At 65.2% G+C, this 22,783-nt stretch carries 24 protein-coding genes; 13 read left to right on the top strand and 11 right to left on the bottom strand.

All coding sequences use genetic code 11. From position 1 onward, the window contains the following. Nucleotides 1–42 precede the first annotated feature (42 nt). From AB0362_RS22160 to AB0362_RS22150, 3 genes are read left to right on the top strand one after another with little or no spacing between them, the layout of a single operon-like run. Nucleotides 43–1,614, top strand: a complete 1,572-nt coding sequence (locus tag AB0362_RS22160) for an NAD(P)/FAD-dependent oxidoreductase (RefSeq protein WP_094688038.1) — start codon at nt 43–45, stop codon at nt 1,612–1,614. Continuing rightward, nucleotides 1,611–2,444: an SDR family NAD(P)-dependent oxidoreductase gene (locus tag AB0362_RS22155; RefSeq protein WP_068053168.1), complete on the top strand. Its 834-nt coding sequence runs from the start codon at nt 1,611–1,613 to the stop codon at nt 2,442–2,444. The genes AB0362_RS22160 and AB0362_RS22155 overlap by 4 nt, the downstream gene beginning before the upstream one ends. An 8-nt stretch (nt 2,445–2,452) precedes the next feature. Beyond that, nucleotides 2,453–3,409, top strand: coding sequence for an alpha/beta hydrolase (locus AB0362_RS22150; RefSeq protein ID WP_269596198.1), 957 nt, complete (start codon nt 2,453–2,455; stop codon nt 3,407–3,409). On the opposite strand, the gene AB0362_RS22145 is transcribed toward AB0362_RS22150, so the two are convergent. Continuing rightward, on the bottom strand, nt 3,365–4,255 hold the full coding sequence (locus tag AB0362_RS22145; RefSeq protein ID WP_317810590.1) for a glycine betaine ABC transporter substrate-binding protein: 891 nt from the start codon (nt 4,253–4,255) through the stop codon (nt 3,365–3,367). The genes AB0362_RS22150 and AB0362_RS22145 overlap by 45 nt on opposite strands. 207 nt (nt 4,256–4,462) lie before the next feature. Here AB0362_RS22145 and AB0362_RS22140 point away from each other — a divergent pair, with 207 nt between their 5' ends. From AB0362_RS22140 to AB0362_RS22125, 4 genes are read left to right on the top strand one after another with little or no spacing between them, the layout of a single operon-like run. After that, nucleotides 4,463–5,437, top strand: coding sequence for an ABC transporter substrate-binding protein (locus AB0362_RS22140; RefSeq protein ID WP_149407946.1), 975 nt, complete (start codon nt 4,463–4,465; stop codon nt 5,435–5,437). Further along, nucleotides 5,437–6,588 carry an ATP-binding cassette domain-containing protein gene (locus AB0362_RS22135; RefSeq protein ID WP_317810591.1) on the top strand — a complete coding sequence of 384 codons (1,152 nt, stop codon included), beginning with the start codon at nt 5,437–5,439 and terminating at the stop codon, nt 6,586–6,588. Before AB0362_RS22140 ends, AB0362_RS22135 begins: the two co-directional genes overlap by 1 nt. Continuing rightward, a complete protein-coding gene (locus tag AB0362_RS22130; RefSeq protein ID WP_068053154.1) occupies nt 6,585–7,250 on the top strand; it encodes an ABC transporter permease in 666 nt (221 codons plus the stop codon). The genes AB0362_RS22135 and AB0362_RS22130 overlap by 4 nt, the downstream gene beginning before the upstream one ends. Then, nucleotides 7,247–7,939 (top strand): ABC transporter permease, encoded by a 693-nt coding sequence (locus AB0362_RS22125; protein WP_149407944.1) that lies wholly within the window; start codon nt 7,247–7,249, stop codon nt 7,937–7,939. Before AB0362_RS22130 ends, AB0362_RS22125 begins: the two co-directional genes overlap by 4 nt. 79 nt (nt 7,940–8,018) lie before the next feature. Here AB0362_RS22125 and AB0362_RS22120 read toward each other — a convergent pair whose 3' ends face one another. The 4 genes from AB0362_RS22120 to AB0362_RS22105 form a co-directional block, all read right to left on the bottom strand. Continuing rightward, entirely contained in the window at nt 8,019–9,224 is a 1,206-nt protein-coding gene (locus AB0362_RS22120) for an NADP-dependent malic enzyme (RefSeq protein WP_269596195.1), read from the bottom strand. Nucleotides 9,225–9,495: 271 nt separating this feature from the next. Further along, nucleotides 9,496–9,783: a hypothetical protein gene (locus AB0362_RS22115; RefSeq protein ID WP_068053146.1), complete on the bottom strand. Its 288-nt coding sequence runs from the start codon at nt 9,781–9,783 to the stop codon at nt 9,496–9,498. Continuing rightward, nucleotides 9,780–10,394 carry a MarC family protein gene (locus AB0362_RS22110; protein WP_149407942.1) on the bottom strand — a complete coding sequence of 205 codons (615 nt, stop codon included), beginning with the start codon at nt 10,392–10,394 and terminating at the stop codon, nt 9,780–9,782. The genes AB0362_RS22115 and AB0362_RS22110 overlap by 4 nt, the downstream gene beginning before the upstream one ends. Further along, a complete protein-coding gene (locus AB0362_RS22105) occupies nt 10,391–11,227 on the bottom strand; it encodes a PHP domain-containing protein (protein WP_317534033.1) in 837 nt (278 codons plus the stop codon). Before AB0362_RS22105 ends, AB0362_RS22110 begins: the two co-directional genes overlap by 4 nt. Nucleotides 11,228–11,284: 57 nt before the next feature. Here AB0362_RS22105 and AB0362_RS22100 point away from each other — a divergent pair, with 57 nt between their 5' ends. Together AB0362_RS22100 and AB0362_RS22095 are read left to right on the top strand one after the other, a co-directional pair. Beyond that, nucleotides 11,285–12,373, top strand: coding sequence for a magnesium and cobalt transport protein CorA (locus tag AB0362_RS22100; RefSeq protein ID WP_317785210.1), 1,089 nt, complete (start codon nt 11,285–11,287; stop codon nt 12,371–12,373). A gap of 139 nt (nt 12,374–12,512) precedes the next feature. Then, nucleotides 12,513–13,469, top strand: a complete 957-nt coding sequence (locus tag AB0362_RS22095; protein ID WP_317534032.1) for a lipase — start codon at nt 12,513–12,515, stop codon at nt 13,467–13,469. A 7-nt stretch (nt 13,470–13,476) separates the two neighbouring features. Here AB0362_RS22095 and AB0362_RS22090 read toward each other — a convergent pair whose 3' ends face one another. Next, nucleotides 13,477–14,070 (bottom strand): suppressor of fused domain protein, encoded by a 594-nt coding sequence (locus AB0362_RS22090; RefSeq protein ID WP_094641303.1) that lies wholly within the window; start codon nt 14,068–14,070, stop codon nt 13,477–13,479. A gap of 70 nt (nt 14,071–14,140) precedes the next feature. Here AB0362_RS22090 and AB0362_RS22085 point away from each other — a divergent pair, with 70 nt between their 5' ends. The 4 genes from AB0362_RS22085 to AB0362_RS22070 all read left to right on the top strand — a co-directional run bounded on the left by AB0362_RS22085 (nt 14,141) and on the right by AB0362_RS22070 (nt 17,733). Then, nucleotides 14,141–14,857, top strand: coding sequence for a metallophosphoesterase (locus AB0362_RS22085; RefSeq protein WP_149407938.1), 717 nt, complete (start codon nt 14,141–14,143; stop codon nt 14,855–14,857). Then, nucleotides 14,847–15,710 (top strand): chromosome partitioning protein ParB, encoded by an 864-nt coding sequence (locus AB0362_RS22080; RefSeq protein WP_094641301.1) that lies wholly within the window; start codon nt 14,847–14,849, stop codon nt 15,708–15,710. The genes AB0362_RS22085 and AB0362_RS22080 overlap by 11 nt, the downstream gene beginning before the upstream one ends. Nucleotides 15,711–15,834: 124 nt before the next feature. Next, entirely contained in the window at nt 15,835–17,289 is a 1,455-nt protein-coding gene (locus tag AB0362_RS22075) for an MFS transporter (protein ID WP_317548501.1), read from the top strand. 159 nt (nt 17,290–17,448) lie between these two features. Then, nucleotides 17,449–17,733, top strand: a complete 285-nt coding sequence (locus AB0362_RS22070) for a hypothetical protein (protein ID WP_317534030.1) — start codon at nt 17,449–17,451, stop codon at nt 17,731–17,733. Nucleotides 17,734–17,798: 65 nt separating this feature from the next. On the opposite strand, the gene ugpC is transcribed toward AB0362_RS22070, so the two are convergent. From ugpC to AB0362_RS22045, 5 genes are all read right to left on the bottom strand, one after another. Then, nucleotides 17,799–18,968, bottom strand: a complete 1,170-nt coding sequence (ugpC, locus tag AB0362_RS22065; protein WP_094641297.1) for a sn-glycerol-3-phosphate ABC transporter ATP-binding protein UgpC — start codon at nt 18,966–18,968, stop codon at nt 17,799–17,801. 5 nt (nt 18,969–18,973) lie between these two features. Then, on the bottom strand, nt 18,974–19,807 hold the full coding sequence (locus tag AB0362_RS22060; protein WP_032375916.1) for a carbohydrate ABC transporter permease: 834 nt from the start codon (nt 19,805–19,807) through the stop codon (nt 18,974–18,976). Then, nucleotides 19,807–20,757, bottom strand: a complete 951-nt coding sequence (locus AB0362_RS22055) for a sugar ABC transporter permease (protein ID WP_094670643.1) — start codon at nt 20,755–20,757, stop codon at nt 19,807–19,809. The genes AB0362_RS22060 and AB0362_RS22055 overlap by 1 nt, the downstream gene beginning before the upstream one ends. Further along, nucleotides 20,754–22,076: an ABC transporter substrate-binding protein gene (locus AB0362_RS22050; RefSeq protein WP_094688034.1), complete on the bottom strand. Its 1,323-nt coding sequence runs from the start codon at nt 22,074–22,076 to the stop codon at nt 20,754–20,756. Before AB0362_RS22050 ends, AB0362_RS22055 begins: the two co-directional genes overlap by 4 nt. Before the next feature lie 195 nt (nt 22,077–22,271). Beyond that, nucleotides 22,272–22,760 carry a general stress protein gene (locus AB0362_RS22045; protein ID WP_057475533.1) on the bottom strand — a complete coding sequence of 163 codons (489 nt, stop codon included), beginning with the start codon at nt 22,758–22,760 and terminating at the stop codon, nt 22,272–22,274. Nucleotides 22,761–22,783: the final 23 nt, after the last annotated feature.

Raw genomic sequence — 22,783 nt, 5'->3', positions numbered from 1 at the left:
TAACTATTGACTCACACTCAATAAGCTTCTACGCTCCCCTACATGAGTCTTCCCGTAACAGATACTTCGGACCGTGCAACGACGCCGCGTCACGTCGATACGCTGATCATCGGCAGCGGATTCGCCGGCCTCGGTGCCGCGATCAAGCTGACGAAGGCAGGCAAGAAGGACTTCGTCGTCATCGAACGCGGCCACGATGTGGGTGGCACCTGGCGCGACAACACCTACCCCGGTGCCGCCTGCGACGTGCCGTCGCACCTGTACTCCTACTCGTTCGCGTTGAACCCGAACTGGACGCGTTCGTTCTCCACGCAGCCCGAGATCCAGAAGTACATCGCCGGGGTGGCGCGCAAGTACGGCGTGATGGACAAGCACGTGTTCGGCACGGATGTGACCTCGGCCCGCTGGAACGCCGAGTCCAACCGCTGGGACGTCGAGACCACCACGGGCAACTACACCGCGAAGATCGTCGTCTCCGCCGTCGGCGCGCTGTGTGAGCCGAACCTGCCCGACATCAAGGGAATTCACGACTTCAAGGGCGACGTCTTCCATTCGGCCCAGTGGAATCACGACGTCTCGCTCGCCGGCAAGCGCGTCGCCGTCATCGGTACCGGTGCGTCGGCGATCCAGATCGTGCCCGCCATCGCAGATCAGGTGAAGCACCTCGACGTGTACCAGCGCACCGCGCCGTGGATTCTTCCCCGCGCGGACCGCCCGTACACCAAGCTCGAGCGCTTCGCCTTCAAGCACGTTCCCGGATTCCAGCGTCTCTCCCGCACCGGCATCTACGCGATGCGCGAGACGCAGGTCGTCGGACTGGCGAAGGCTCCGGCCTTCATGAAGCCGCTGCAGTGGGCGTCGGAGAACCACCTGCGCACGCAGATCAAGGACAAGGCCCTGCGCGCGAAGGTCACGCCGAACTTCCGCATCGGCTGCAAGCGCATGCTGATCTCGAACGCGTACTACCCCGCGCTCGCCAAGAGCCACGTCGATCTCGTCACCGACGGCATCGCCGAGATCCGCGAGGGCTCCATCGTCACCAAGGACGGCACCGAACGCCCCATCGACGCGCTCGTCGTCGCCACCGGCTTCCACGTCACCGACTCCCCCGCGTACCACGGCATCACCGGCAAGGACGGCCGCACACTGGCCGAAACCTTCGAGGACGGCGGTCAGCAGGGCTACAAGGGCGCGGCCGTCGCGAACTTCCCCAACATGTTCTTCCTGGTGGGCCCCAACACCGGTCTGGGCCACACGTCGATGGTGTTCATGATCGAGTCGCAGATCAACTACCTGGTCGACGCGTTGAACACCATCGACAAGCACGACATCGGCACCATCGAGGTGCGCAAGGACGTGCAGGACGAGTACAACGTGACGCTGCAGGACCAACTCTCCAAGAGTGTCTGGATGAACGGCGGATGCGCCAGCTGGTACCTCGACAAGCACGGCAACAACACGACGCTGTGGCCGGGCTTCACCTTCGAGTTCCGCAGAATCACCAGGAACTTCGATCTCGATGCGTACCGTAGCGTCGCTACCGCAGACCTGCCCTCCGGACCGTCGGCGACCAACTCCGCCGGCAACAACACAGACAAGGTGTCCGCACGATGAGCACATTCACAGGCAAGGTGGCCGTCGTCACCGGCGCGGGCTCGGGAATCGGCCGCGCCCTGGCCCTCGAACTGGCCGGCCGCGGAGCGAAGTTGGCATTGTCCGACGTCGACACCGCCGGACTCGACGAAACGGTTCGACGAGTCGAGGCGTTGGGTGCCGAGGTCAAGTCGGATTTCTTGGATGTGTCCCAGCGGGAGACCGTGCTGGATTACGCCGAGGCCGTCGTTGCGCATTTCGGCAAGGTCAACCAGATCTACAACAACGCGGGCATCGCGTACCACGGTGACGTCGACAAGTCCTCGTTCAAGGACATCGAGCGCATCGTCGACGTCGATTTCTGGGGAGTCGTCAACGGCACCAAGGCATTTCTGCCCCACATTCAGGCCTCCGGCGACGGCCACATCATCAATATCTCCAGCCTCTTCGGCCTGCTCGCCATGCCGTCGCAGTCGGCGTACAACGCCGCGAAGTTCGCCGTCCGCGGGTTCAGCGAGTCGCTGCGCATGGAGATGTTGATCTCCAAGGCACCGGTGAAGGTGACCGTGGTGCACCCCGGTGGCATCAAGACCGCCATCGCCCGCAACGCCACGGTCGCCGAGAACTTCGATCAGGCCGACGTGGCCAAGTTCTTCGACAGCAAGCTCGCCAAGACCACCCCGATCGACGCTGCCAAGACCATTCTCAAGGGCGTCGAGAAGGGCAAGGGCCGGGTGCTCATCGGATCCGACGCCATCGCGCTCGATCTGTTGCAGCGCATCACCGGCTCGCGCTACCAGGGCCTGATCGCCGCGGTGTCCAAGCGCGCGCTGCCGCGAACGAAGAAGTAGGCGAGCCCGTGAAGTCCTTCTACGTTCCCCTGCCGATCGTCGCGGCAGCACTCAAGCCCTTCTATCGCCTGGCGCTGAATCCGCGTCTGTCGTTCCGAGCGCAGCGGGCCCTGCTCGAGGCGGCGGCTCCGGCGCAGACTCTTCCGCACGGAACCGTCGCGCAGAAGTTGACGCTCGCCGGACGGCGAGCGGAGCGCATCACCGTCGGGGCAACCGAACGCGACACCGCGATTCTGTACCTGCACGGCGGCGCGTACACGATCGGTTCGATCAACACGCACCGGTCGTTGGCGGCGCATCTGGCGCGGGAATCGGCCAGCGCCGTCTACGTGCTCGATTACCGGTTGGCCCCGGAGAACCCGTACCCGGCCGGTCTGGACGACGCTGTCGCGGCGTTCCGCGAGCTGGTCCGTGTTCACGGATTCACCGCGGACCGCATCGCCATCGCAGGCGATTCCGCCGGTGGAGGTCTGACGGTTGCCACCGCCAGGCGTCTGGTGGACGACGGCACCAGCCCGGCCGCCCTCGGCCTGATCTCGCCCTGGGTCGATCCCGGTGCACGCGACGCCGCCAAGGACCGCGATCTCGTGGTCAACACCGGCTGGTCGTACAGCTCGGCCGACGCTTATCTGGGCGCGGGCGATCCACTGGACCAAGGCTTCGCACCGCTGCTGGGCAACCTCGACGGGCTGCCTCCGATCGTCATGCACGTCGGCACCGACGAGGTGCTGTACGCGCAGATCACCGCCTTCGCGGACAAGCTGCGTCTGTCGGGCGTGGAGCTCGAGCACGTGGAGTACAAGAAGCTCTGGCACGTGGCCCATCTACAGGCGTCGATCCTGCGGGAGGCGGCTCAGGCCGTCCATCACATGGGCTCGTACCTGGGCCGCAAGGTCAGGGCAACGCAGACCGGCACAGTGTCACAGGTTGCGCTCACCGAGCCAGCGGCCGGCGACCTCGCCTGACGGAACGCCGTTGCGGACCTCGCCGATCATGTCGGCGAGGTCCGCAGTCGTCAGCTCCCCCGCCACCACCGAGAACGACCTCAGAGCACTCTCGCTGAGCACTCCGTCGACGTAGAGCGGAACCACGTTCTGCGCGGGATACACATGATCGTCGTCGGGCAGCGTGGTCAGATCCTTCGCCAACGGGCCGAACGAGGCGGTGCGAATCGCCAGTGCATCGACCTCCCCGGCGTTCAACCCGTCCACGGCGGACTGCCCATCGGCATACGGAGTGAAATCGGTGAACGACGCCCCCGTGAACGTGGGGCTCTTCGTGCCTTGCGCAAGGACGTCCATCGGATCGACCTGATCGTCCACGATTCCCACGGTCTTTTCCCCACGCCCCAGGAAGTCGGTCACCGTCTCGTCGCCCGATTCACTGTCCGACGCCACCGCAATGGCAAGTCGATCCTCGGCGGTGGCGTAATCCCCCACCGACAACCCGGCCGGCAGTGATCGGTTCAGTTCGGTGTACACGTCCTCGGCCTCGGTTGCCGCAGACAGAGTGTCGAAGGTGCGCAGCAGCTCTCCGGTGAGATCGGGAACCATCGTCACCTCCCCGCGGTCCAGCGCCGCGAGGTAGTCGGCCCGGTCTCCCAGGTCGTCCTTCACCTCGACGTCCGCTCCCGTCGACCGCAGTCCACCGGCGTAGATCTGTGCGAGCAGACGCGACAGATCCGAGCTGCCTGCTCCGACGACGACGGCCGCGCCGGCAGGGTCGGTCGACGCGCCCGCACTGCAACCGCCGACCAGTCCGGCGATCGACATCACCAGGGCTGCTGCCAGAACCGACGATCGCACTGTCATTTTCTCCTGTTCACTGCCCGGGTGGTTTACCGATCTCGGCCGCGGGGCACTAGTGCGAACGAGACGGTAGTCGAACCAACCTTATGGGCACGCTGAATTCGACTACCATCCCGAGCAGCCCGAGTCCTGGTTTCGACGATGCCCCCGCAGCCCGGTGGCGGCGATCGGAGATGGGTAGGACTGTGCCCGAACCGATGGAAGGACACCATGACCACCTCCCGAATCACGCGCGCGTTCTCCGCTCCGAGGGCAGTGGCCGCCGTAGCCGCACTCGCCCTCTCGGTCACCGCTCTGACCGCCTGCGGCGGAAATTCGGATCCACTGTCCAGCGGTGGCGGCGAGAGCAACAGCGACACCAACTCGATCATCATCGGCTCGGCCAACTTCCCCGAGTCCGAGACCGTGGCGAACATCTACGCCGAGGCTCTGCGCGCCAACGGTTTCGAGGTGAGCACCAAGCTCAACATCGGCAGCCGTGAGGCCTACATTCCGGCAGTGCGAGACGGGTCGATCGACCTGATCCCCGACTACACCGGCAACCTGCTGCAGTACTTGGACGAATCCGCGACCGCCACGTCCTCCGAGGACGTCCTGGCCGCACTGCCCGCGGCTCTGGGCGACGACCTCACCGTGACAGCGCAGGCACCGGGCGAGGACAAGGACGCCGTCGTCGTCACGCGCCAGACCGCCACCGAGCGCAACCTCACCACCATCGGCGACCTCGCCCCGTTCTCCTCCGAGGTGACCTTCGCCGGTACCCCGGAATTCCAGGAACGCGTCGGCGGCCTGCCCGGTCTGCGAGACAAGTACGGTCTGGACATCTCGCCCGGCAACTACATCCCGATCTCCGACGGCGGCGGCCCGGCGACGGTCGAGGCCCTCGTCTCCGGACAGGTCGTCGCAGCGGACATCTTCACCACCGCGCCCTCGATCGCACAGAACGATCTGGTCGTCCTCGAGGATCCGGAGAACAACTTCGCTGCCCAGAACATCATTCCGGTGCTGCGTACGGCCAAGCAGTCCGACAAGCTCACTCAGGTGCTCGACGCCGTGTCGGCGCAGATCACCACCGAGGAGCTCATTGCGCTGAACACGCGAGTGTCCGGTGACGAGAAGGTCGAGCCCGCGGCAGCAGCAGCGGATTGGGTCCAGGACAAGGGTCTGGATCAGCCGGTCAGCTGATGATCACCTTCGAGAGCATCAACAAGACGTATCCGGACGGCACCACGGCCGTCGACTCGCTGGACCTGGTGATCGAGCCACACTCGTTCACCGTGTTCGTGGGGCCGTCCGGCTGCGGCAAGACCACCTCGATGCGGATGATCAATCGCATGATCACGCCCACCTCGGGCGTCATCACCGTCGACGGGCGCAACATCGCCGACATCGACGCGGTGAAGCTGCGCCGCGGCATCGGCTACGTCATCCAGAGTGCCGGGTTGCTGCCGCACCGCACCGTCGTCGACAACGTCGCCACGGTGCCGGTACTCAACGGCGAATCGCGTCGCGCAGCACGCACAGCCGCGCTCGACGTTCTCGAGCGCGTCGGCCTGGACCCGGCATTCGCCTCGCGCTACCCGGCGCAACTGTCCGGCGGGCAGCAACAGCGTGTGGGCGTCGCCCGGGCGCTTGCCGCAGACCCGCCGATCCTGCTGATGGACGAGCCCTTCAGCGCGGTCGACCCGGTGGTTCGGGAAGAACTGCAGATCGAGATGCTGCGACTGCAGGCCGATCTGAAGAAGACGATCGTGTTCGTCACCCACGACATCGACGAGGCCGTACGGCTCGGTGATCGCATCGCCGTGTTCGGACCCCAGGGCCGATTGCAGCAGTACGACAAGCCGGAGACCGTACTCGCCTCACCGGCAACGTCTTTCGTGGCGTCGTTCGTCGGTCGCGATCGTGGCTACCGCGGCCTGTCGTTTCGGTCGGCACAGTCGGTGACCATGCACCCCATCCATACGGCGACGCAGGACGAGATCCACGGTCTGAGGCTGGACCAGGGGCAGTGGGTCCTCGTCGTCGATGGGCAGCGCCGTCCACTCGGATGGATCGACGCGACCGGAGTCGAGAAGGTGCGCGAAGGCCGGAGCATCGACGAGAGCACGGCGGCGGGCGGCTCCCTGTTCCTCGAGGGCGGCGATCTGCGTCAGGCACTCGACTCGGCGATCTCCTCGCCGTCGGGAATCGGTGTCGCGGTCGATGCATCCGGGGCGGCCGTGGGTAGCGTCGACGGGGCGGAGATACTCGAAAACCTTGCCGCACAACGCAAGTCGGAGGACTCCGAACGCAACCGGCACCACTTCCTCGCTACCGGGGACAACGAACAGTGACCTGGCTGCTGGACAACTTCGATGTGGTTCTCGGCTACACGAAGACGCACCTGTATCTCTCGCTCGTCCCGCTGCTCATCGGACTGTTGATCGCCATCCCGTTGGGTACCGTCATTCGCAACACCCGTTGGGTTCGCCGAATCACGCTGACGGTGGCCAGTATTGCGTTCACGCTTCCGTCGCTGGCCTTGTTCGTCACCATCCCCGCGATCGTCGGTCTTCCCGTTCTCGATCCGTTGAACGTGGTGATCGCGCTGGCGGTGTACTCGACCGCGCTGCTCGTGCGCGCAGTACCCGAGGCACTCGATTCGGTGCCGTTCGCCGTGGTCGATTCCGCCGAGGCGATGGGCTACTCGACACTGCGGAGAGCAGTGACCGTCGAACTGCCACTGGCACTTCCGGTACTCATCGCCAACATCAGGGTCGTCGCGGTCACGAACATCTCGTTGGTCTCGGTGGGCTCGGTGATCGGCATCGGCGGCCTCGGCCAGCTGTTCACCCAGGGCTACCAGCGTGACTATCCCGATCAAATTTTCGCGGGCATCATCTCGATCGTGTTCCTGGCGTTGATCTTCGACGCGGCCCTGTACCTGCTGGGGCGTCGACTCACCCCATGGACGCGGCTGAGCACAGGCTCGTCGAAGAAGAAGGCACGCGCATGAATCTCTTCTCCGAGGCGTTCTCGTACATTCTCGACGGCGGAAATTGGGCCGGTCCCACGGGAATCGGCGCACGGCTGATCGAACACATGTGGTACAGCCTGTTGGCAGTGTTGCTCTCGGCTGCCGTCGCGGTTCCGGTCGGACTGCTCATCGGTCACCTGCGCCGCGGTGAAGCCGTCATCGTCGGGCTCGTCAACGCATTGCGGTCGCTGCCGACCCTCGGCATTCTCGTCTTTCTGGTTCTGGTGATCGGGTTGGGCCTGATCCCGCCGATCATCGCGCTGGTACTGCTGGGCATTCCTCCGCTGTTGGCCGGCACGTACTCCGGCATCGCGAACGTCGACGCCAACGTCGTCGACGCCGCCCGCGCGATGGGGATGACCGAAACCCAAGTGCTGTTTCGCGTCGAGATCCCCAACGCTCTGCCCCTGATCCTCGGCGGGTTGCGCAACACCACACTGCAGATCATCGCCACCGCGACCATCGCGGCCTACGTCAACCTCGGCGGGCTCGGCCGCTACATCTTCGACGGGCTCGCGCTCTACGACTACGGCCGCGTTCTGGTCGGCGCGATCCTGGTGGCGCTGCTGACCCTGATCGTCGACGGTCTGCTCGCCCTCGCGGTGTGGACGTCCGTCCCGGGAACCGGTCGCCTACGGCGGATGCCGACCGGACTCGCGAAGGTCTGACTCGTCCCACGACGAAAGACACCGGCGAACCGCAGGCCCGAGTGGGGGCCGGGTTCGCCGGTGTTTTCTTTCCGTTTTCCTACGCGACGCCCTCGGCTCGCGCTGCTGCCGCAACTGCGTCCGCAACGGCCGGGGCGACACGAGGATCGAGTGGGCTGGGCACGATTTTGTCCGCAGCCAACTCGTCGCCGAGAACCGAGAGGATTGCCTCGGCAGCGGCGAGCTTCATGCCTTCGGTGATGCGGCGGGCACCTGCGTCGAGCGCGCCCTTGAACACACCGGGGAAGGCGAGAACATTGTTGATCTGGTTCGGGAAGTCGCTGCGTCCGGTTGCCACGATGGCGGCGTACTTCCTCGCCACCTCCGGATGGATCTCCGGATCCGGGTTGGACAGCGCGAACACGATGGAGTCCGGGGCCATCGAGGCTATGTAGCTCTCGTCGACCTTGCCCGCGGACAGACCGAGGAACACGTCGGCTCCGGCCAGGGCGTCGACCGCTCCGCCGGCCAGTGCACGGGGGTTGGTGCGCGCAGCGAGGTCGGCCTTGACGCTGGTGAGATCCTGGCGATCGGAAGAGACGATCCCCCGCGAGTCCAGCACCACCACGTCCCGGATGCCGGCCAGGAGGAGCATGTTGGCGCACGCCACACCTGCTGCCCCGGCTCCGGAGATGACGACCTTCAGTTCGGAGGTGCTCCGGCCCTGCACCTTCGCAGCCCCGTTGAGCGCGGCGAGGACGACGATGGCGGTGCCGTGTTGGTCGTCGTGCATCACCGGGCATTCGAGCGCCTCGATGACGCGGCGTTCGATCTCGAAGCAGCGCGGTGCCGAGATGTCTTCGAGGTTGACGGCACCGAAGCTGTGCCGCATCCGCACGATGGTCTCGACGATCTCGTCGACGTCGTTGGTGTCGAGCACGATCGGGATGGAGTCGAGACCCGCGAACTTCTTGAACAGTGCGGCCTTGCCTTCCATCACCGGCAACGACGCGCGGGGACCGATATCGCCCAGGCCGAGCACTGCGGAACCGTCGGAGATGACGGCGACGAGGCGATCGGTCCAGGTGTATCGCTTGGCCAGCGCGGGTTCGGCGGCGATGGCGCGGCTGACCTGGGCCACTCCGGGAGTGTAGGCGATCGAGAGATCGCGCTGGGTCTCGAGCGGCGCTGCCAACTCGACCGACAGCTTCCCGCCGAGGTGCCCGGCGAAGATCTCCTCGTCGGTGATTCCGGCGGGAAGGGCCGGCGTTGTGGGTGTTGCTGCGGTGTCTTCGACTGCCGTCACGGTGAAAGCTCCTCGCACTGTCGACCTCGACCGGCGAGGCGACGAAATGTCAACGAAGTGAGTAGTGGAAATGAGGGCCGTCGGAGTGCGCCAGTGCTGGCTGCAAACTGCCGAGAGCGTATCTCGCATGTGAGGCGGGTGCGCCTGCACGATCAGCGATGGGCTGTAGCCCTGTCGGTGCCCCAGTGTGCCACATCGCCACCCCACCTGACCACAGAGTCAGAACGGAGCAGATCTCGGTGCCAGCACTGCTTCTACTGCCACCACTGTTCTACTGCCACCACTGTGTCCACAGGACGAGGCCGGTGGCGACGAAGACCACGATCGCCCCGAGAACGGCCGAGAATCCGCGACGGTGATCGGTGACGCGCTGCGCGAACACGGCAACGATCGCGGCGACGATGTGTGCGGCGACCGAGAGACCACCAGGACCGGGGAATCCGCGGGAGTGCCCCAGATACTGCGTGACGGCGACGCCGATGGCGAGCACCACCAGTCCTGCGGTGACGATGCCGCTGAGCCCGCGCAGGAATCGGAGCCCGAACGATCCCCCGGTCATCCGCCGGCCACGAATCCGCGAACAGAATCCGCGATCAGCTGCACCGCGATGGCGGCGAGCAACAAGCCGGCGATGCGGGCCAACAGCGAGATGCCGCCCTCTCCGAGGAGCCGGATCAGCGCCGTCGAGAACCGCAGCACCAGGAAGAACAGCACGTGAATGGTGATGATGCCCAACGCAATTGCCAGGAACGAACCGACGTCACCGTCGGCCTGGCTGACGTAGACGATCACCGCGGCAATGGCACCGGGGCCGGCCATGAGCGGAGTCCCGAGCGGCACGAGCGCGACGTTGACGTCCTCCGCGGCGGTGTCTCCGCCCGCGCCCTTTCCGGTGAGCAGTGACAACGCGATGAGCAGCAGCAACAACCCACCTGCGCCCTGCAGTGCCGGAATGCCGATGTGCAGGTAGCTCAGGATCGCCTGGCCGCCGATCGCGAACACCGAGATGACGGTCAGCGAGACGGCGGGAGCCTGCCACGCGGCCTTGTTGCGTTCTTCTTTGCTCTTGCGGCCCACCAGCGACAGGAACACCGGGATCGCGCCCGGTGGGTCCATGATGACGAACAGGGTGATGAGCACCGTCAGGTAGAGCGTCACGTCGAATGTCATGGGCGTGCCGCCGCTACGAGACGGTCGTATTGCTCTGGGGCCGTAGTGTATTCGCCCAATTTCACCGTCTTGTTGGTGCCGTGGTAGTCCGAGGATCCGGTGACGATCAGGTCCAGTTCGGCAGCGAGATCGGCCATCACCGCGGTGTCCTGCGGCGAGTGGTCCATGTGATGCACTTCCACTCCCCCGAGACCGCGCGCTGCGAGTTCGCGAATGTGATCGAGGTCGAGGATGCGACCGCGGGCACGAGCTCTGGCGTGCGCGAGCACACTGACACCGCCTGCCGCGGCGATCATGTCCACCGCGACCTCGAGGGGAGTGTCGACCTTCTCGACGTAGTACTTGCCGCTCGTCGCCAACGGACCGGCGAACGCGGCGTCCATGTTCGGAACGTAACCGGCATCGATCAGCGCGCGGCCCAGGTGCGGTCGTCCGGCTGCCGCTCCGGCCGAGGCCAGCACCGCGTCGGGATCGATGGGCAGACCGTCCGCCGCCATCTTCTCGGCGATGGCACGCAATCGAGTGACCCGCTCGCCGCGCAACCGTGCGCGCTCTCCCGCGAACGCCTCGTTCGCGGGGTCGAACAGATACGCGAGCAGATGCACAGGAACCGGCTCGCCGTCCTCGCCTCGCCCGGTGCAGGAGAGTTCCATGCCGCGCACGAGCGTGAGGCCGGACGGCAGTGCGGCGGCCGCTTCGTCCCACCCCGAGGTGGTGTCGTGATCGGTCAGAGCCACCACCGACAGTCCCGCCTCGGCTGCGGCGCGGACCAGCTCGGCCGGGCTGTCGGTGCCGTCGGACGCCGTCGAGTGGGTGTGGAGATCGATGAGCACCTGCACAGTGTTCCAGGCCCACTCCGTCGTCGTTTTGCTGGCGTACGATTGCCCGCCATGCCGTCCCTTCCACCACGCCCGTCGCTGCCGTCGCTGCATCGACGTTCGGCCAAGGCCGGTCCCGAGCCGATACCGCGCATTCCGGTGCCCACGGCCCGGGCGATCGTCGACTGCGCGGTCTACGTCGACGGGACTCGACTGCCCGGGAGATTCACGCACACCTCGGCCATCGCGGAGGTCCGTGCCCGCGGCGAGGGATTCGTGTGGGTCGGTCTGCATGCACCCGACGAACACCAGATGAGCGCGATCGCCCAGTGTTACGGCCTGCACGAGCTGATGGTCGAGGACACCGTGCACGCCCATCAGCGGCCCAAGCTCGAGCGCTACGACGACGTCGCATTTCTGGTGCTGCGCACGGTGAAGTACGTCGAGCACGAGTCGGTGACGACCGCCAACGAGATCGTCGAGAGCGGCGAGATCATGGTGATGGTCGGCCGCGACTTCGTCATCACCGTTCGGCACGGGGAGCATTCGGGGTTGGCCGGCGTGCGTCAGCGCCTCGAAGCGAACCCGGAACAGCTCGCACTCGGCCCCTCGGCGGTGCTGCACGCGGTGGCCGACCACGTCGTCGACGAGTACCTCGCGGTGACCGACTCGATCGAGCGAGACGTCGACGGCATGGAAGGGGAAGTCTTCTCGCCGCACCACCACGTGCCCATCGAGAACATCTACCTCCTCAAGCGGGAGGTCGTCGAGCTGCGCCGGTCGGTGACACCGCTGTCCACGCCGTTGGCGCGTCTGGTGCAGGAGCCGAGCGTCCCCAAGGCGGTGCGACGCTACCTGCGCGACGTGCAGGACCATCACACAACCGTCGCCGAACGTATCTCCGAGTACGACGAGGTGCTCAGCTCGTTGGTCGACGCCGCGCTGGCGCGAGTGACGATGCAGCAGAACCTGGACATGCGCAAGATCTCGTCGTGGGTGGCGATCGCCGCTGTGCCGACGATGGTCGCGGGCATCTACGGGATGAATTTCGACAACATGCCCGAGTTGCACTGGACGTACGGCTATCACCTGATGGTCGCGGTCGTGTTGTGCGTGTGTATCGGACTGTGGCGGACGTTCCACAAGAACGACTGGCTCTAGCGACCTTTCGGAGATTGGACAACGTCCAACAGAGTCCGACGGTCGTTGGTGATTACCCCGACCCCTTCCGGGTCACGATCCCGTCGGTCCTGACCGGATGAGACTGCAGAAGCCCTGCATCCTCGTCCGGAAGGGATCGATGAGAATCCGCTCACTGGTACTGGCCGTCGCGATCATGACCGTCTGCGCACCGGGTACAGCGCATGCCGGGTCGAACCCCGATCTCGGTCCCGTGCTCACCGTCGCTCCGGCCGCCCTCGACCACGCCCTCACGTGCACCCCCGATCTGCCCGACGCCACCCGCGATCCGGTCCTGCTCACCCCGGCCTTCGCCACCGATCAGCAATCGTTCGGTTGGAACTATCTGCAGTCACTGCCCGCCGCTGGGATACCGGTGTGCAGCCTCTCGCTTCCCGACGAGGGCTACGGAGACCTTCAGGTCGCCGCCCAGTACGTGGTGCATGCGGTCCGCACCATGGCAGCCGACAGCGGTCGCCAGGTCGTCCTGATGGGTCACCAGCACGGTCCACTCGACGAGCTGTGGGCGTTGAAATTCTGGCCGGATCTGCCCGCGCTGGTATCGGATTTCATCTCGCTCGCCACCCCGTACAACGGCACCGACTCGGCGCGCTCGGGATGCGACGACTCGCAGGAGTGCCCGCCGGCGAACTGGCAGATCGCCACCGGATCGAAGTTCCTCACCGCGCTGGCGGCGCGTCCGTTGCCCGCGGGGCCCAGTTACACCTCGATCTACACGACATTCGACCAATTGATCTATCCACAACCGCACGCCAGCACCCTCGCCGGGGCCGCGAACATCGCCGTCCAGGACGTCTGCCCGCTCCGGCCCGTCGAACACTTCAACATCATCGGCGACAACGTCGCCTTTCACCTCGTCCTCGACGCGCTCGAACACGACGGACCTGCTGTGCGCGAACGCATCTCGGACGACCTGTGTTTCACCACCACGATGCCGAACCTGCGTTACGACGCAGATGCCGCGATCACCGGACTGAAGTACCTGGCCGAGGTGCCTCTGCACCTCATCTTCGATTCCGTCACTGCCGAACCGGAATTGGCGTCCTACGCGCGATGACTTCTCGTCAGAGACTGGCCGCAGATCGATTCGGATCGCGCACGTCGATCCCTGCCTCGGTCCAGGCCTCCCGCAGGGCCGCTGCACCGCGTAGACGCACCCACGCGGCCTCGGTGCCGGTCAACGGTACGGCGGCCAGAAAGCGAACCGGGTCGTAGGGCTCGGGCAGCGTCAGATCGGCGATATCGCTCTCGCCCAGCAGCACCGCGGTGAACGGCGCGTTGGTCCACAGCGGCTCGCCCAGGTCGAGCAGCGCGTCCTCGACGAGCACGACGCCCTCCACCGCGGGAGAGGCAGCGAGCACGGCCAGGGACTTGTGCACGCCCGACGCCACGCCTGCCCCACCGCGCAGAGTCAGCACCAGTTCGGCTCGGGGGCCGCGCGAGGGATCGGCGACGAGTTCGTTGGGGTCGGCCATGGGGTGACGAGAACAGCCGAGACTGACGTACCGGACCACGTCGGAGTCCGCGCCGAATCTCAGCACGTCCAGTGACTCGAGGCCGAGGAACGTCACCGACGCCGACGACGGATTCTCGTCGCCGATCTCGGTCACCAGATGTGCGCGTACCGCTTCGATGACACTGTCGCTCACCTGACCCATCCAACACCACCGATGCCCGAGAAGTCCGTTCGGAGGTACCACCGCACCGGAGGTGGGTACCGTCGTACCCGTGGTCTCCGTTCTCGCAGTTGCCGACGAAACGATCGAATCCCTGTGGAGTCCGCAGGTGAAGTCGCTCGGAGTCGACCTGATTCTCGGCGCGGGCGACCTCCCGTTCGATTACCTCGAGTACCTCACCGACGCGCTGAACGCACCGTGTGTGTTCGTGCCGGGCAATCACGACGCGGACCTCACCGGATACTCGGCCGGGCGCGCCGGGTGGATGCGTGCCGGGCTGCCCGCCACCTGGCCCGGACCGGTCGGTGCCGTCAACGTCGATCGTCGCATCGTGTCGGCGGCAGGCCTGCGGATCGCCGGTCTCGGCGGGTCCATCCGCTACAACGGTGGGCCCAATCAGTGGACCCAACGGCAGCAGCGACGTCGATCACGAACCCTGACCCGGACGTTCGCGTGGCATCGCAACGTGCGCAAGGACCTTCGGCCCGTCGACATTCTGCTCACCCACAGTCCTCCGCTCGGCGTCGGCGACGACACCGACCCGGCGCACATCGGTTTCGACTGTCTGGACGAGGTGACGCGTCGACTCTCCCCACAGTTGTTGTTGCACGGCCACATTCATCCGCACGGTCACACCCCGGACGATCTGACCCTGCACGGCGCGGCGGTGATCAACACCGTCGGATACACCCTCCTCGAGATCGAACCGGGCGGCGAGAGACCGGATTTCGAGACACCCAAGATCGTGAGGCGCAGACATGGCACGTGACACCGGATTTCCGGCCGCCGATGCGGAGAACGACTTCACCCGCCAACGCCGCCGCGCCGACGTCGCACGTCTGGTCGGGTGGCTGCGTCGTCAACCCGACGACGTCAACACCATCCTGCCGTTCGACGAGGTGGTCGCCGCCCTCGGCAAGGTGGGCGAGCGTCACCTCGGCCTGCAGGTCATCCGCGTCGAGACCATCGTCGGCAGTGTCGATCGCACGCGCGATTTCGATCGATTCTTTCGGCCGACGTCGGCGCGCATCCGCGAACGCTGGCAGCGACTCGCGGCTGCTCAGCGCCGCGGCGAGGCGATGCCGCCCATCCAGGTGTACCGCATCGGTGGCATGCACTTCGTCGTCGACGGGCACCATCGAGTCTCCATCGCCTTCGCGATGCACCGGACGTCGATCGACGCCGTGGTCACCGAGATCATCACGCGCATCTCCCCCGAGGGCATCACCCGACGTGGCGATCTGCTGATCAAGGATCACCGGCGCATCTTCCTCAGTCGTGTCCCGTTGGTGGGCAAGGCACGCGAGGCCGTTCAGGTGACCGATCCGTTCGATTACGCCCAGCTGAGCGAATCGGTGGAGGCATGGGGCTTCCGGTTGATGCAGGAGGTCGGTGAATTCGTCGACCGCGGTACCGTCGCGCGGCGCTGGTTCGGTGAGGAATACCTCCCGGTGGTGCGCATGGTGCGCGCAGCAGAGATCCTCGAGGACCGCACCGACGCCGAGGCGTACCTCTGGATGAGCCGGGAGCGTTACCGGCTGGTGCGCGAACACGTGTGGAACGACGAGATCGTCAGCGAACTGCGACAGAAGGCGCTGGGCAAGCCCACTCGCCCGCAGTGACACGGTGCCGTCGTCGGGGCCCGCTTCCCTCGTTCGGCGATATCTGATAATCACTTAGATGCATTCAACAATTTATTTGCGTCGGTTCTAGTGCATTTTCGACAGGTAACGAGGTAGTTCTTCCATGTCCACCCGCCGCATACTGCTGCCCGGACTCTGTTTCATCGTCATGACTCTCGCCGTTCTGCAGACGATGGTCGTCCCCATCGTCGGAACCATCGGCACCCAACTCGGCGTCAGCACCACGGCCGCCGGTTGGGTACTGACGGGCAACCTCCTCGCAGCGGTCATTGCCACCCCCGTCATCGGACGACTCGCCGACCTGCACGGCAAGCGTCCGGTGCTCATCGGTGTACTCACCGTCGTCCTCGCCGGGTCCTTGCTCGCAGCCCTGACGCACTCGCTGCTCTGGTTGATCGTCGGTCGCGTCCTGCAGGGAGTGTCCTATGCCCTGTTCCCCATTGCGCTGGCCGTACTGCGCGACGAGATGCCCCCACGAAAGCTCGTCGGCTCGATGGCCGTCCTGTCCGGGACACTGGGCGTCGGCGGCGGCTTCGGACTGGTACTGACCGGGTTGCTCACCGCCAACGGAGCCGACTACCACCGCGTGTTCTGGCTCACTGTCGTGTTCGTCGTGCTGGCCCTCGCGATCGCCTGGTTCGGCGTGCCCGCGCGACCGAAGACAAGCGGTGGCACCGTCGACTGGTGGGGTGCCGCAGGACTCGCCGTGACCCTCCTGCTCCTGTTCCTCGCGCTGACGCAAGGCCGCACCTGGGGCTGGGGTTCGGTGGCCACCATCGGCTGCGCCCTCGCCGGTGTACTGACGGGAACGCTCTGGTGGCTGCTCGAGAAGCGCACCGCCGAACCGTTGGTCGCGCCCCGAATGCTCACCCACGGTCCGCTGCTCGCCACCAACGTCGCCACCGTGTTCGTCGGTATCGGGATGTTCGTCAACTTCCTCGCCTGCTCGTACTTCGTACAGACACCACGAGCTGTGGCGGGCTACGGCTTCACCGCCAACGTTCTCGAGGCGAGCGTGGTCTACCTGCTACCCGGTGCGGCGGTCGGTGTGGTTGCGGCCGTCCTCAGCGGTCGTCTCATCCGGTCCTTCGGGCCGCGTCGAGTTCTGATCGCAGGTGCGGTGATCGGGCTGGTCGGCTTCGTGTTCGTCGCGCTGGCTCACGATCACACCTGGCAACTGATCACCGCCGGTGTGGTCATCAACGTGTTCGTCAGTCTCGCGTTCGCTGCCCTGCCCAACCTGCTCATGGCCGAGGTCGATGCAGCGGACACCGGAGTGGCCAACAGCGTCAACTCGATCGTCAGAACCGTCGGCACGTCGATCGCAAGCGCAACACTGTCCACCGCACTGGCCATGTTCGCCATCGACGGGACCGGGGTCGCCCGTGAAATCGTCTACACCGCGGCCTTCGCCGCCGGTGCGGTGGCCTGTCTCGTCGTCGGACTGGCGGCCCTGGCCATCAAGAGCACTCCGACCACCGGCGAATCGGTGGTCGGCGGCCGCAGCGAACCGGCCGTTCCGGCTGGCAGTACTGCCAGGTCTGCACCGACGACCTGACCACCGCCCGTGCTGCGACCAGGGAAGACGCACGAAATCTCGGGCGACGCTCCTTGGCAGAAAGCTCGTAATGTGCTGGGAGGTAGCAGTTTTCCCTGTCGCGGGCCCATCGTGTCGACCTAACGTCGGAGAAGTACGAACACCGACGAAAGGGAACACATGAACACCCGAAAGATTCTCACCCGCGCAGCAGTGACCGGGGCTCTGGTGGCCGTTCCTCTGGTGGCGATGGCAGGCACCGCGTCGGCCGATCCACTGTGGACGGATCGGGGCGACAATCACACCCGATACGACGACAACCGAAACGACGGGCCGAACCAGTTCGAGCTCCCCGAGCTGTTCCCCCAGGCACCGGCACCGCAGCTGCAGAACCCGGCACCGAACGTGGTGCCGTTCAACTTCTTCCAGGGCTACCAGCTGCCGAGCACCGGCTCTGCGTTCTGAGCCTGCGGCATGTGCGCGGAACTTCGTAGCCCACTACGAGTTTCCGCGCACATGCGCGCAGCGCTCTACAGCGTCAGGTTCGCACCCGAGGCCTGGTCGAACACCGAGATCTTCGCCGGGTCGAACCACAGTTCCACCTGACCACCCTCGGCGGCCTTGGATTCGGCGGCCAGGCGCGCAACCACCTGTGCGCCACCGAGATCGGCGATACCAGCGTCGGCTGCGAGCTCCTGCAGCTCGCTGGATTCGACGCGGGCACCCTTGAGCGTGAAGTAGACGTACTTGTCGCTACCCATCGACTCGAGTACGTCGACGGTGGCGGTGAAGGTGGCACCGCTCATCTTCTGGTATCCGTCGATCAGGGCTGCGTCCTCGAAGTGCTCGGGGCGGATGCCGACGACGACCTCGCGACCCGGGTTCTTGGCCTTGATCGCGTCCATCCGCTCGAGCGGGATGTCGATCTCACCGAGCGCGGTCGACACTCCGTTCGCGGTGAGCTGTCCGGGAACGAAGTTCATCGAGGGCGATCCGATGAAGCCGCCCACGAACAGGTTTCGCGGCTTGTCGTAGAGCTCCTGTGGCGAACCGATCTGCTGCACCAATCCGCCGCGCAGCACCACGACGCGATCGCCGAGGGTCATGGCCTCGGTCTGGTCGTGCGTGACGTACACGGTGGTGGTGCCGAGCCGCTTCTGCAGACGTGAGATCTCGGCGCGAGTCTGCACGCGCAGCTTCGCGTCGAGGTTGGACAGCGGCTCGTCCATCAGGAACGCACTGGGGGTACGAACGATGGCGCGGCCCATGGCAACTCGCTGACGCTGACCGCCGGAGAGGTTCGCCGGCTTGCGGTCGAGGTGCTGACTGAGGTCGAGGATCTTCGCTGCCTCTTCGACCTTGCTGTTGATCTCCGACTTCGAGAGCTTCGCGAGCGTGAGAGGGAAGGCGATGTTCTGCCGCACCGTCATGTGCGGATACAGCGCGTACGACTGGAACACCATCGCGATGTCGCGATCCTTCGGTGCCTTCTCGTTGACGCGCTCCCCCGCGATGCGCAGCTCGCCGGACGAGATGTCCTCTAGACCGGCGATCATGTTGAGCGTCGTGGATTTTCCGCAACCGGACGGGCCGACGAGAATGATGAATTCGCCGTCGGCGATGGTGATGTCGACGTCGCTGACGGCAGCCGCGCCGTCGGGGTAGAGCTTGGTGACTTTGTCGAGAACGATTTCGGCCATGACGGTTATCCCTTCACTGCGCCGGACGTCAAGCCCGCCACGATACGTCGTTGGAAGAAGAGCACGAAAATGATGATCGGGATCGTGATGACGACTGCTGCCGCCGCGATCGATCCCGTTGGCTCCTCGAACTGAGAGCTACCGGTGAACTGCGAGATGGCCGCCGGGACGGTGACCGAACGTTCCGTCGCCGTCAACGAGATGGCGAGCAGGAGGTCGTTCCAGGCGAAGATGAACACCAGAATGGCGGCGGTGACGATGCCGGGTGCGGCCAGCGGGGCGATGACCTTGCGGAACGCCTGTGCCGGCGTCGCGCCGTCCATCTTCGCTGCCTTCTCCAGCTCCCACGGAATCTCGCGGAAGAACGCCGACAGGGTGTAGATCGCCAACGGCAACGCGAAGGTGATGTACGGAATGATCAGCCCCGGCCAGGTGTCGAACAGTCCCAGCGAGCGGGAGATGTCGAACAGCGGTGTCACCAGGGAGATCTGGGGGAACATCGCAATGAGCAGCGCTGCACCGACCAGAGCCTTCTTTCCCGGAAAGTCCAGACGCGCAACGGCATACGCGGCCATCGTGCCGATCACCACGGCGATCACGGTGGTGATCAGTCCGATACCGATCGAGTTGACCAACGCCGAGGTGAACTGATTGGTCGAGAAGATGCCCTTGTAGTTGTCGAAAGTGATCGAACGAGGAATGAAGTTGCCGTCGGCGATGGTGGCCGTCGACTTGAACGAGAGGCTGATGATCCACAGCAGTGGAACGAGTGCGTAGAGCAGGACGAGGACGTTGACGACCGTCCAACCGACCTTCTTGCGAGGCGTAACAGTGGTCATTACTTGCGGCCTCCGTCGTCGGATCCCGGTGCCGATGCACCGAACAACTTGATGAACACGAACGCGATGATCGCGACGCAGAAGAAGATCAGAATGCTGATCGCCGACCCGAGCCCGAGGTTGAACGCACCGAACAGGTTGTTGTAACCGAGAATCGAGACCGATCCGGTTTCGTTGCTACCGCGGGTGAGGACGTAGATGTTGTCGAAGATGCGGAACGCGTCGAGGGTGCGGAAGAGCACCGCGACGAGAATCGCCGGCTTCATCAACGGAATCGTGATGCGCATCAGCCTGGTCCACGCACCCGCTCCGTCGACCTCGGCCGCCTTGAGCAGATCGTCGGGCACCAGCGCCAGGCCTGCCAGCAGAAGCAGCGCCATGAACGGCGTCGTCTTCCAGACCTCGGCCAGTACGACGATCGCCAGTGACGGGAACTGCTCGGTGAGCGGAGCACTACCGTCGGGCAGCAGATTGGCGAGATAGCCCGTGCCGGGGGTCCACGCGTAGTACCAGCTGTACGCGGCGGCGACGGTCACGATGCCGTACGGGATGAGCACCACGGTGCGTACGAGTCCGCGACCGAAGATGGTGCGGTGCATGACCAGAGCCACGGCCAGGCCGAGGATGAACTCGATGATCACCGAGATGATCGTGATGCCTGCCGTCACACTGAACGCCGTCCACCAGTAGCCGTCGGACAGCACGGTCACGTAGTTGGAGATACCGACGAATTCACGATCCTCGGGGAATGCGAGGTTGTACTTCTGCAGACTGAGCCAGAACGCGTAGATGATCGGATACCCGGTGACCGCGATCATCAGCAGGGCGGCGGGTGCGATGAGCATCAGTCCCAGGCGACGTTCGGCCTTCTTGCCGTCGGAGACGTTCTTCAGAGCCGCCTGCTTGTCGACAGGCTGCGATGCGGGCTGTGACTCGGTGGTGGCGCTCATGGAATCAACCCTTCGGAATTGACGGCCTTGGAGACCAGATCTGCGAGCTTGTCCACGTCGGCCACCGGATCGATGTTCTGCGGCGGGTTGAGCGCATCGGTCAGCAGAATCGAAATGCTCTGGTAGGCAGGCGAAACGGGTCGCACAGCCGCAGATTCGATGGAACCGAGAACCCCTTCCCACGCGGGATAGACGGCCTGGAACTCGGGATCGGAGTACAGCGACTTCAGCACCGGCGGCACACCACCGTTGACCGCGTTGTTGCGCTGGTTCTCCTCGTTGGTGAGGCACTCGACGGCCTCCCACGCGAGATCCTCGTGCTGAGTGGTCTTCGCGACACCGATGTTGAAGCCACCGATGGTGACCTTCGCGGGCTCGCCCGGGTTCACCTCCGGATACGGCGCGCTACGGAAGACCTCGGCGATGCGTGCGTCCTGCTGATCCTCGGGCACCGTCGACAGGTCGAGGAACGAGACGGCACCGGCAACGGCGTTCTCCTTCAACCCGGGCAGCACGAACGGGTAGTTGACCTGGAATGCCATCCGTCCCGATTCCATGCCGAGGCGGGCAGTTGCCTCGTCGCTCTGCGAGACCGAGGGATCGCGGCCGTCGGCCGTGGCCACTCGCTTGATGATCTCGAGAGCTTTCTCGGTGGCGGCGCGATGCTCGGGAGTGTCGTTCAGCGTCACCGTCGTTCCGTCCTCGGCGACGACCGAACCACCAGCGCTCTCGAGCAGCGAGTTGAACCAGACCATGAAGCCCTCGTACTGCTTTGCCTGAACGCCGATCTGTGCAGGCTTGCCCGCCGCCGCATTGGCCTCGGCCACGTCGATCAGCTGATCCCACGTCTGCGGCGGCACTCCGTCGGGCACCTCGTCCGGGCGGTACCAGAGCAACTGGGTGTTGGAGTTGAGCGGCACCGCGTACAGCTGATCCTGCCACTCTGCCGTGGCGAGTGGGCCCTCGAGCGTGGCACCGTCGCGCAGCTTCTCGGACAGGTCCTCCGGGACGGGCAATGCCCATCCGGCCTCGGCGAACTCGGCCGTCCAGACGACGTCGAGTGTCATCAGATCCAGCGTCCTGTCGTTGCCGGCGAGGCGCCGCGCGAGCTGGAGCCGCTGATCGTTGGCGCTCTTGGGCAGAGTCCGTTGCTCCACTCGGTAGCGGCCGTTGGAGGCGTCGGAACACACCTGTGCCGCAGCGGCGTACTGCTCTGCGCCGTCTGCGGCAGTGTAGAAACTCAGAACCGGAACCGAACTGTCGGACGAACCACACGCTGCGAGCAACGGACTCGTGACCAGAGCCGCTGCCGCCAACACCCCTATCCTCGTTGCTTTTCCACGCCTACGACCACGATGTCTCGGCACTTTCCGCCTCCGTACGTTCAGTTACTCGCGCAGCACATTGTGTGGGACTGCCGTGCACGAAAGAAACGTAACCGAACTCACTGGCATAGAGGGCGATTTGGGGCTATTCCGTTACCTGTCGGTTGCCTGGTCGTCCACCAGGTGTGATCAGATCGACAGTTTGGCGAGCAGGTCGCGTGCTTTCTCCGCGGTTCGCGGCTCGCAGATGACGTCGTATCGGCCCGCGACCAACTGCATGCTCGACGCGAAATCTCGCTGTCCCTTGGTGGCCGCGTACGGAATGGACGCCGAGATCAGGCCGAAGATGATGCCGCCGCCGACGCCGATGAGCAGCGCTCCGAAGATGTTCTCACTGAAGATGCCGAGGACCAGGCCGAGGAAGACTCCCAGCCAGGCACCCGAAACAATGCCTCCACCAATGACTTTGGGCCAGGTGAGGCGGCCGAGCACGCGTTCGACCTGCATCAGGTCGACACCGACGATCGTCACGTCCTGCACCGAGAACTCTTCGTCGGAGAGGTAGTCGACGGCGCGCTGCGCCTCGGCGTAGGTGGGGTACGAACCGATAGGCCAGCCGGAGGGCGGAGTCGGCAGGCCCTGCCCTGGGCGACCGGGTTGTGAGAGGGGATTTGTCATGGCTCCATTGTGCCCCGAAACGG

It is taken from the genome of Rhodococcus sp. NPDC079359, assembly GCF_040702585.1.
In the GTDB taxonomy this organism is placed as follows: Bacteria; Actinomycetota; Actinomycetes; order Mycobacteriales; family Mycobacteriaceae; genus Rhodococcoides.
This window is presented reverse-complemented; position numbering and strand designations above follow the sequence as displayed.

Excerpts from the sequence above, each read along its gene's own strand:
- AB0362_RS22055 (WP_094670643.1), bottom strand. The coding sequence starts at position 20,757 with ATGAGCGCCACCACCGAGTCACAGCCCGCATCGCAGCCTGTCGACAAG.
- AB0362_RS22140 (WP_149407946.1), top strand. The coding sequence starts at position 4,463 with ATGACCACCTCCCGAATCACGCGCGCGTTCTCCGCTCCGAGGGCAGTG.
- AB0362_RS22115 (WP_068053146.1), bottom strand. The coding sequence starts at position 9,783 with ATGACCGGGGGATCGTTCGGGCTCCGATTCCTGCGCGGGCTCAGCGGC.
- AB0362_RS22070 (WP_317534030.1), top strand. The coding sequence starts at position 17,449 with ATGAACACCCGAAAGATTCTCACCCGCGCAGCAGTGACCGGGGCTCTG.
- AB0362_RS22090 (WP_094641303.1), bottom strand. The coding sequence starts at position 14,070 with ATGGGTCAGGTGAGCGACAGTGTCATCGAAGCGGTACGCGCACATCTG.
- AB0362_RS22125 (WP_149407944.1), top strand. The coding sequence starts at position 7,247 with ATGAATCTCTTCTCCGAGGCGTTCTCGTACATTCTCGACGGCGGAAAT.
- ugpC (WP_094641297.1), bottom strand. The coding sequence starts at position 18,968 with ATGGCCGAAATCGTTCTCGACAAAGTCACCAAGCTCTACCCCGACGGC.
- AB0362_RS22145 (WP_317810590.1), bottom strand. The coding sequence starts at position 4,255 with ATGACAGTGCGATCGTCGGTTCTGGCAGCAGCCCTGGTGATGTCGATC.
- AB0362_RS22060 (WP_032375916.1), bottom strand. The coding sequence starts at position 19,807 with ATGACCACTGTTACGCCTCGCAAGAAGGTCGGTTGGACGGTCGTCAAC.
- AB0362_RS22095 (WP_317534032.1), top strand. The coding sequence starts at position 12,513 with ATGAGAATCCGCTCACTGGTACTGGCCGTCGCGATCATGACCGTCTGC.
- AB0362_RS22080 (WP_094641301.1), top strand. The coding sequence starts at position 14,847 with ATGGCACGTGACACCGGATTTCCGGCCGCCGATGCGGAGAACGACTTC.
- AB0362_RS22100 (WP_317785210.1), top strand. The coding sequence starts at position 11,285 with ATGCCGTCCCTTCCACCACGCCCGTCGCTGCCGTCGCTGCATCGACGT.
- AB0362_RS22155 (WP_068053168.1), top strand. The coding sequence starts at position 1,611 with ATGAGCACATTCACAGGCAAGGTGGCCGTCGTCACCGGCGCGGGCTCG.
- AB0362_RS22135 (WP_317810591.1), top strand. The coding sequence starts at position 5,437 with ATGATCACCTTCGAGAGCATCAACAAGACGTATCCGGACGGCACCACG.
- AB0362_RS22045 (WP_057475533.1), bottom strand. The coding sequence starts at position 22,760 with ATGACAAATCCCCTCTCACAACCCGGTCGCCCAGGGCAGGGCCTGCCG.
- AB0362_RS22110 (WP_149407942.1), bottom strand. The coding sequence starts at position 10,394 with ATGACATTCGACGTGACGCTCTACCTGACGGTGCTCATCACCCTGTTC.
- AB0362_RS22075 (WP_317548501.1), top strand. The coding sequence starts at position 15,835 with ATGTCCACCCGCCGCATACTGCTGCCCGGACTCTGTTTCATCGTCATG.
- AB0362_RS22160 (WP_094688038.1), top strand. The coding sequence starts at position 43 with ATGAGTCTTCCCGTAACAGATACTTCGGACCGTGCAACGACGCCGCGT.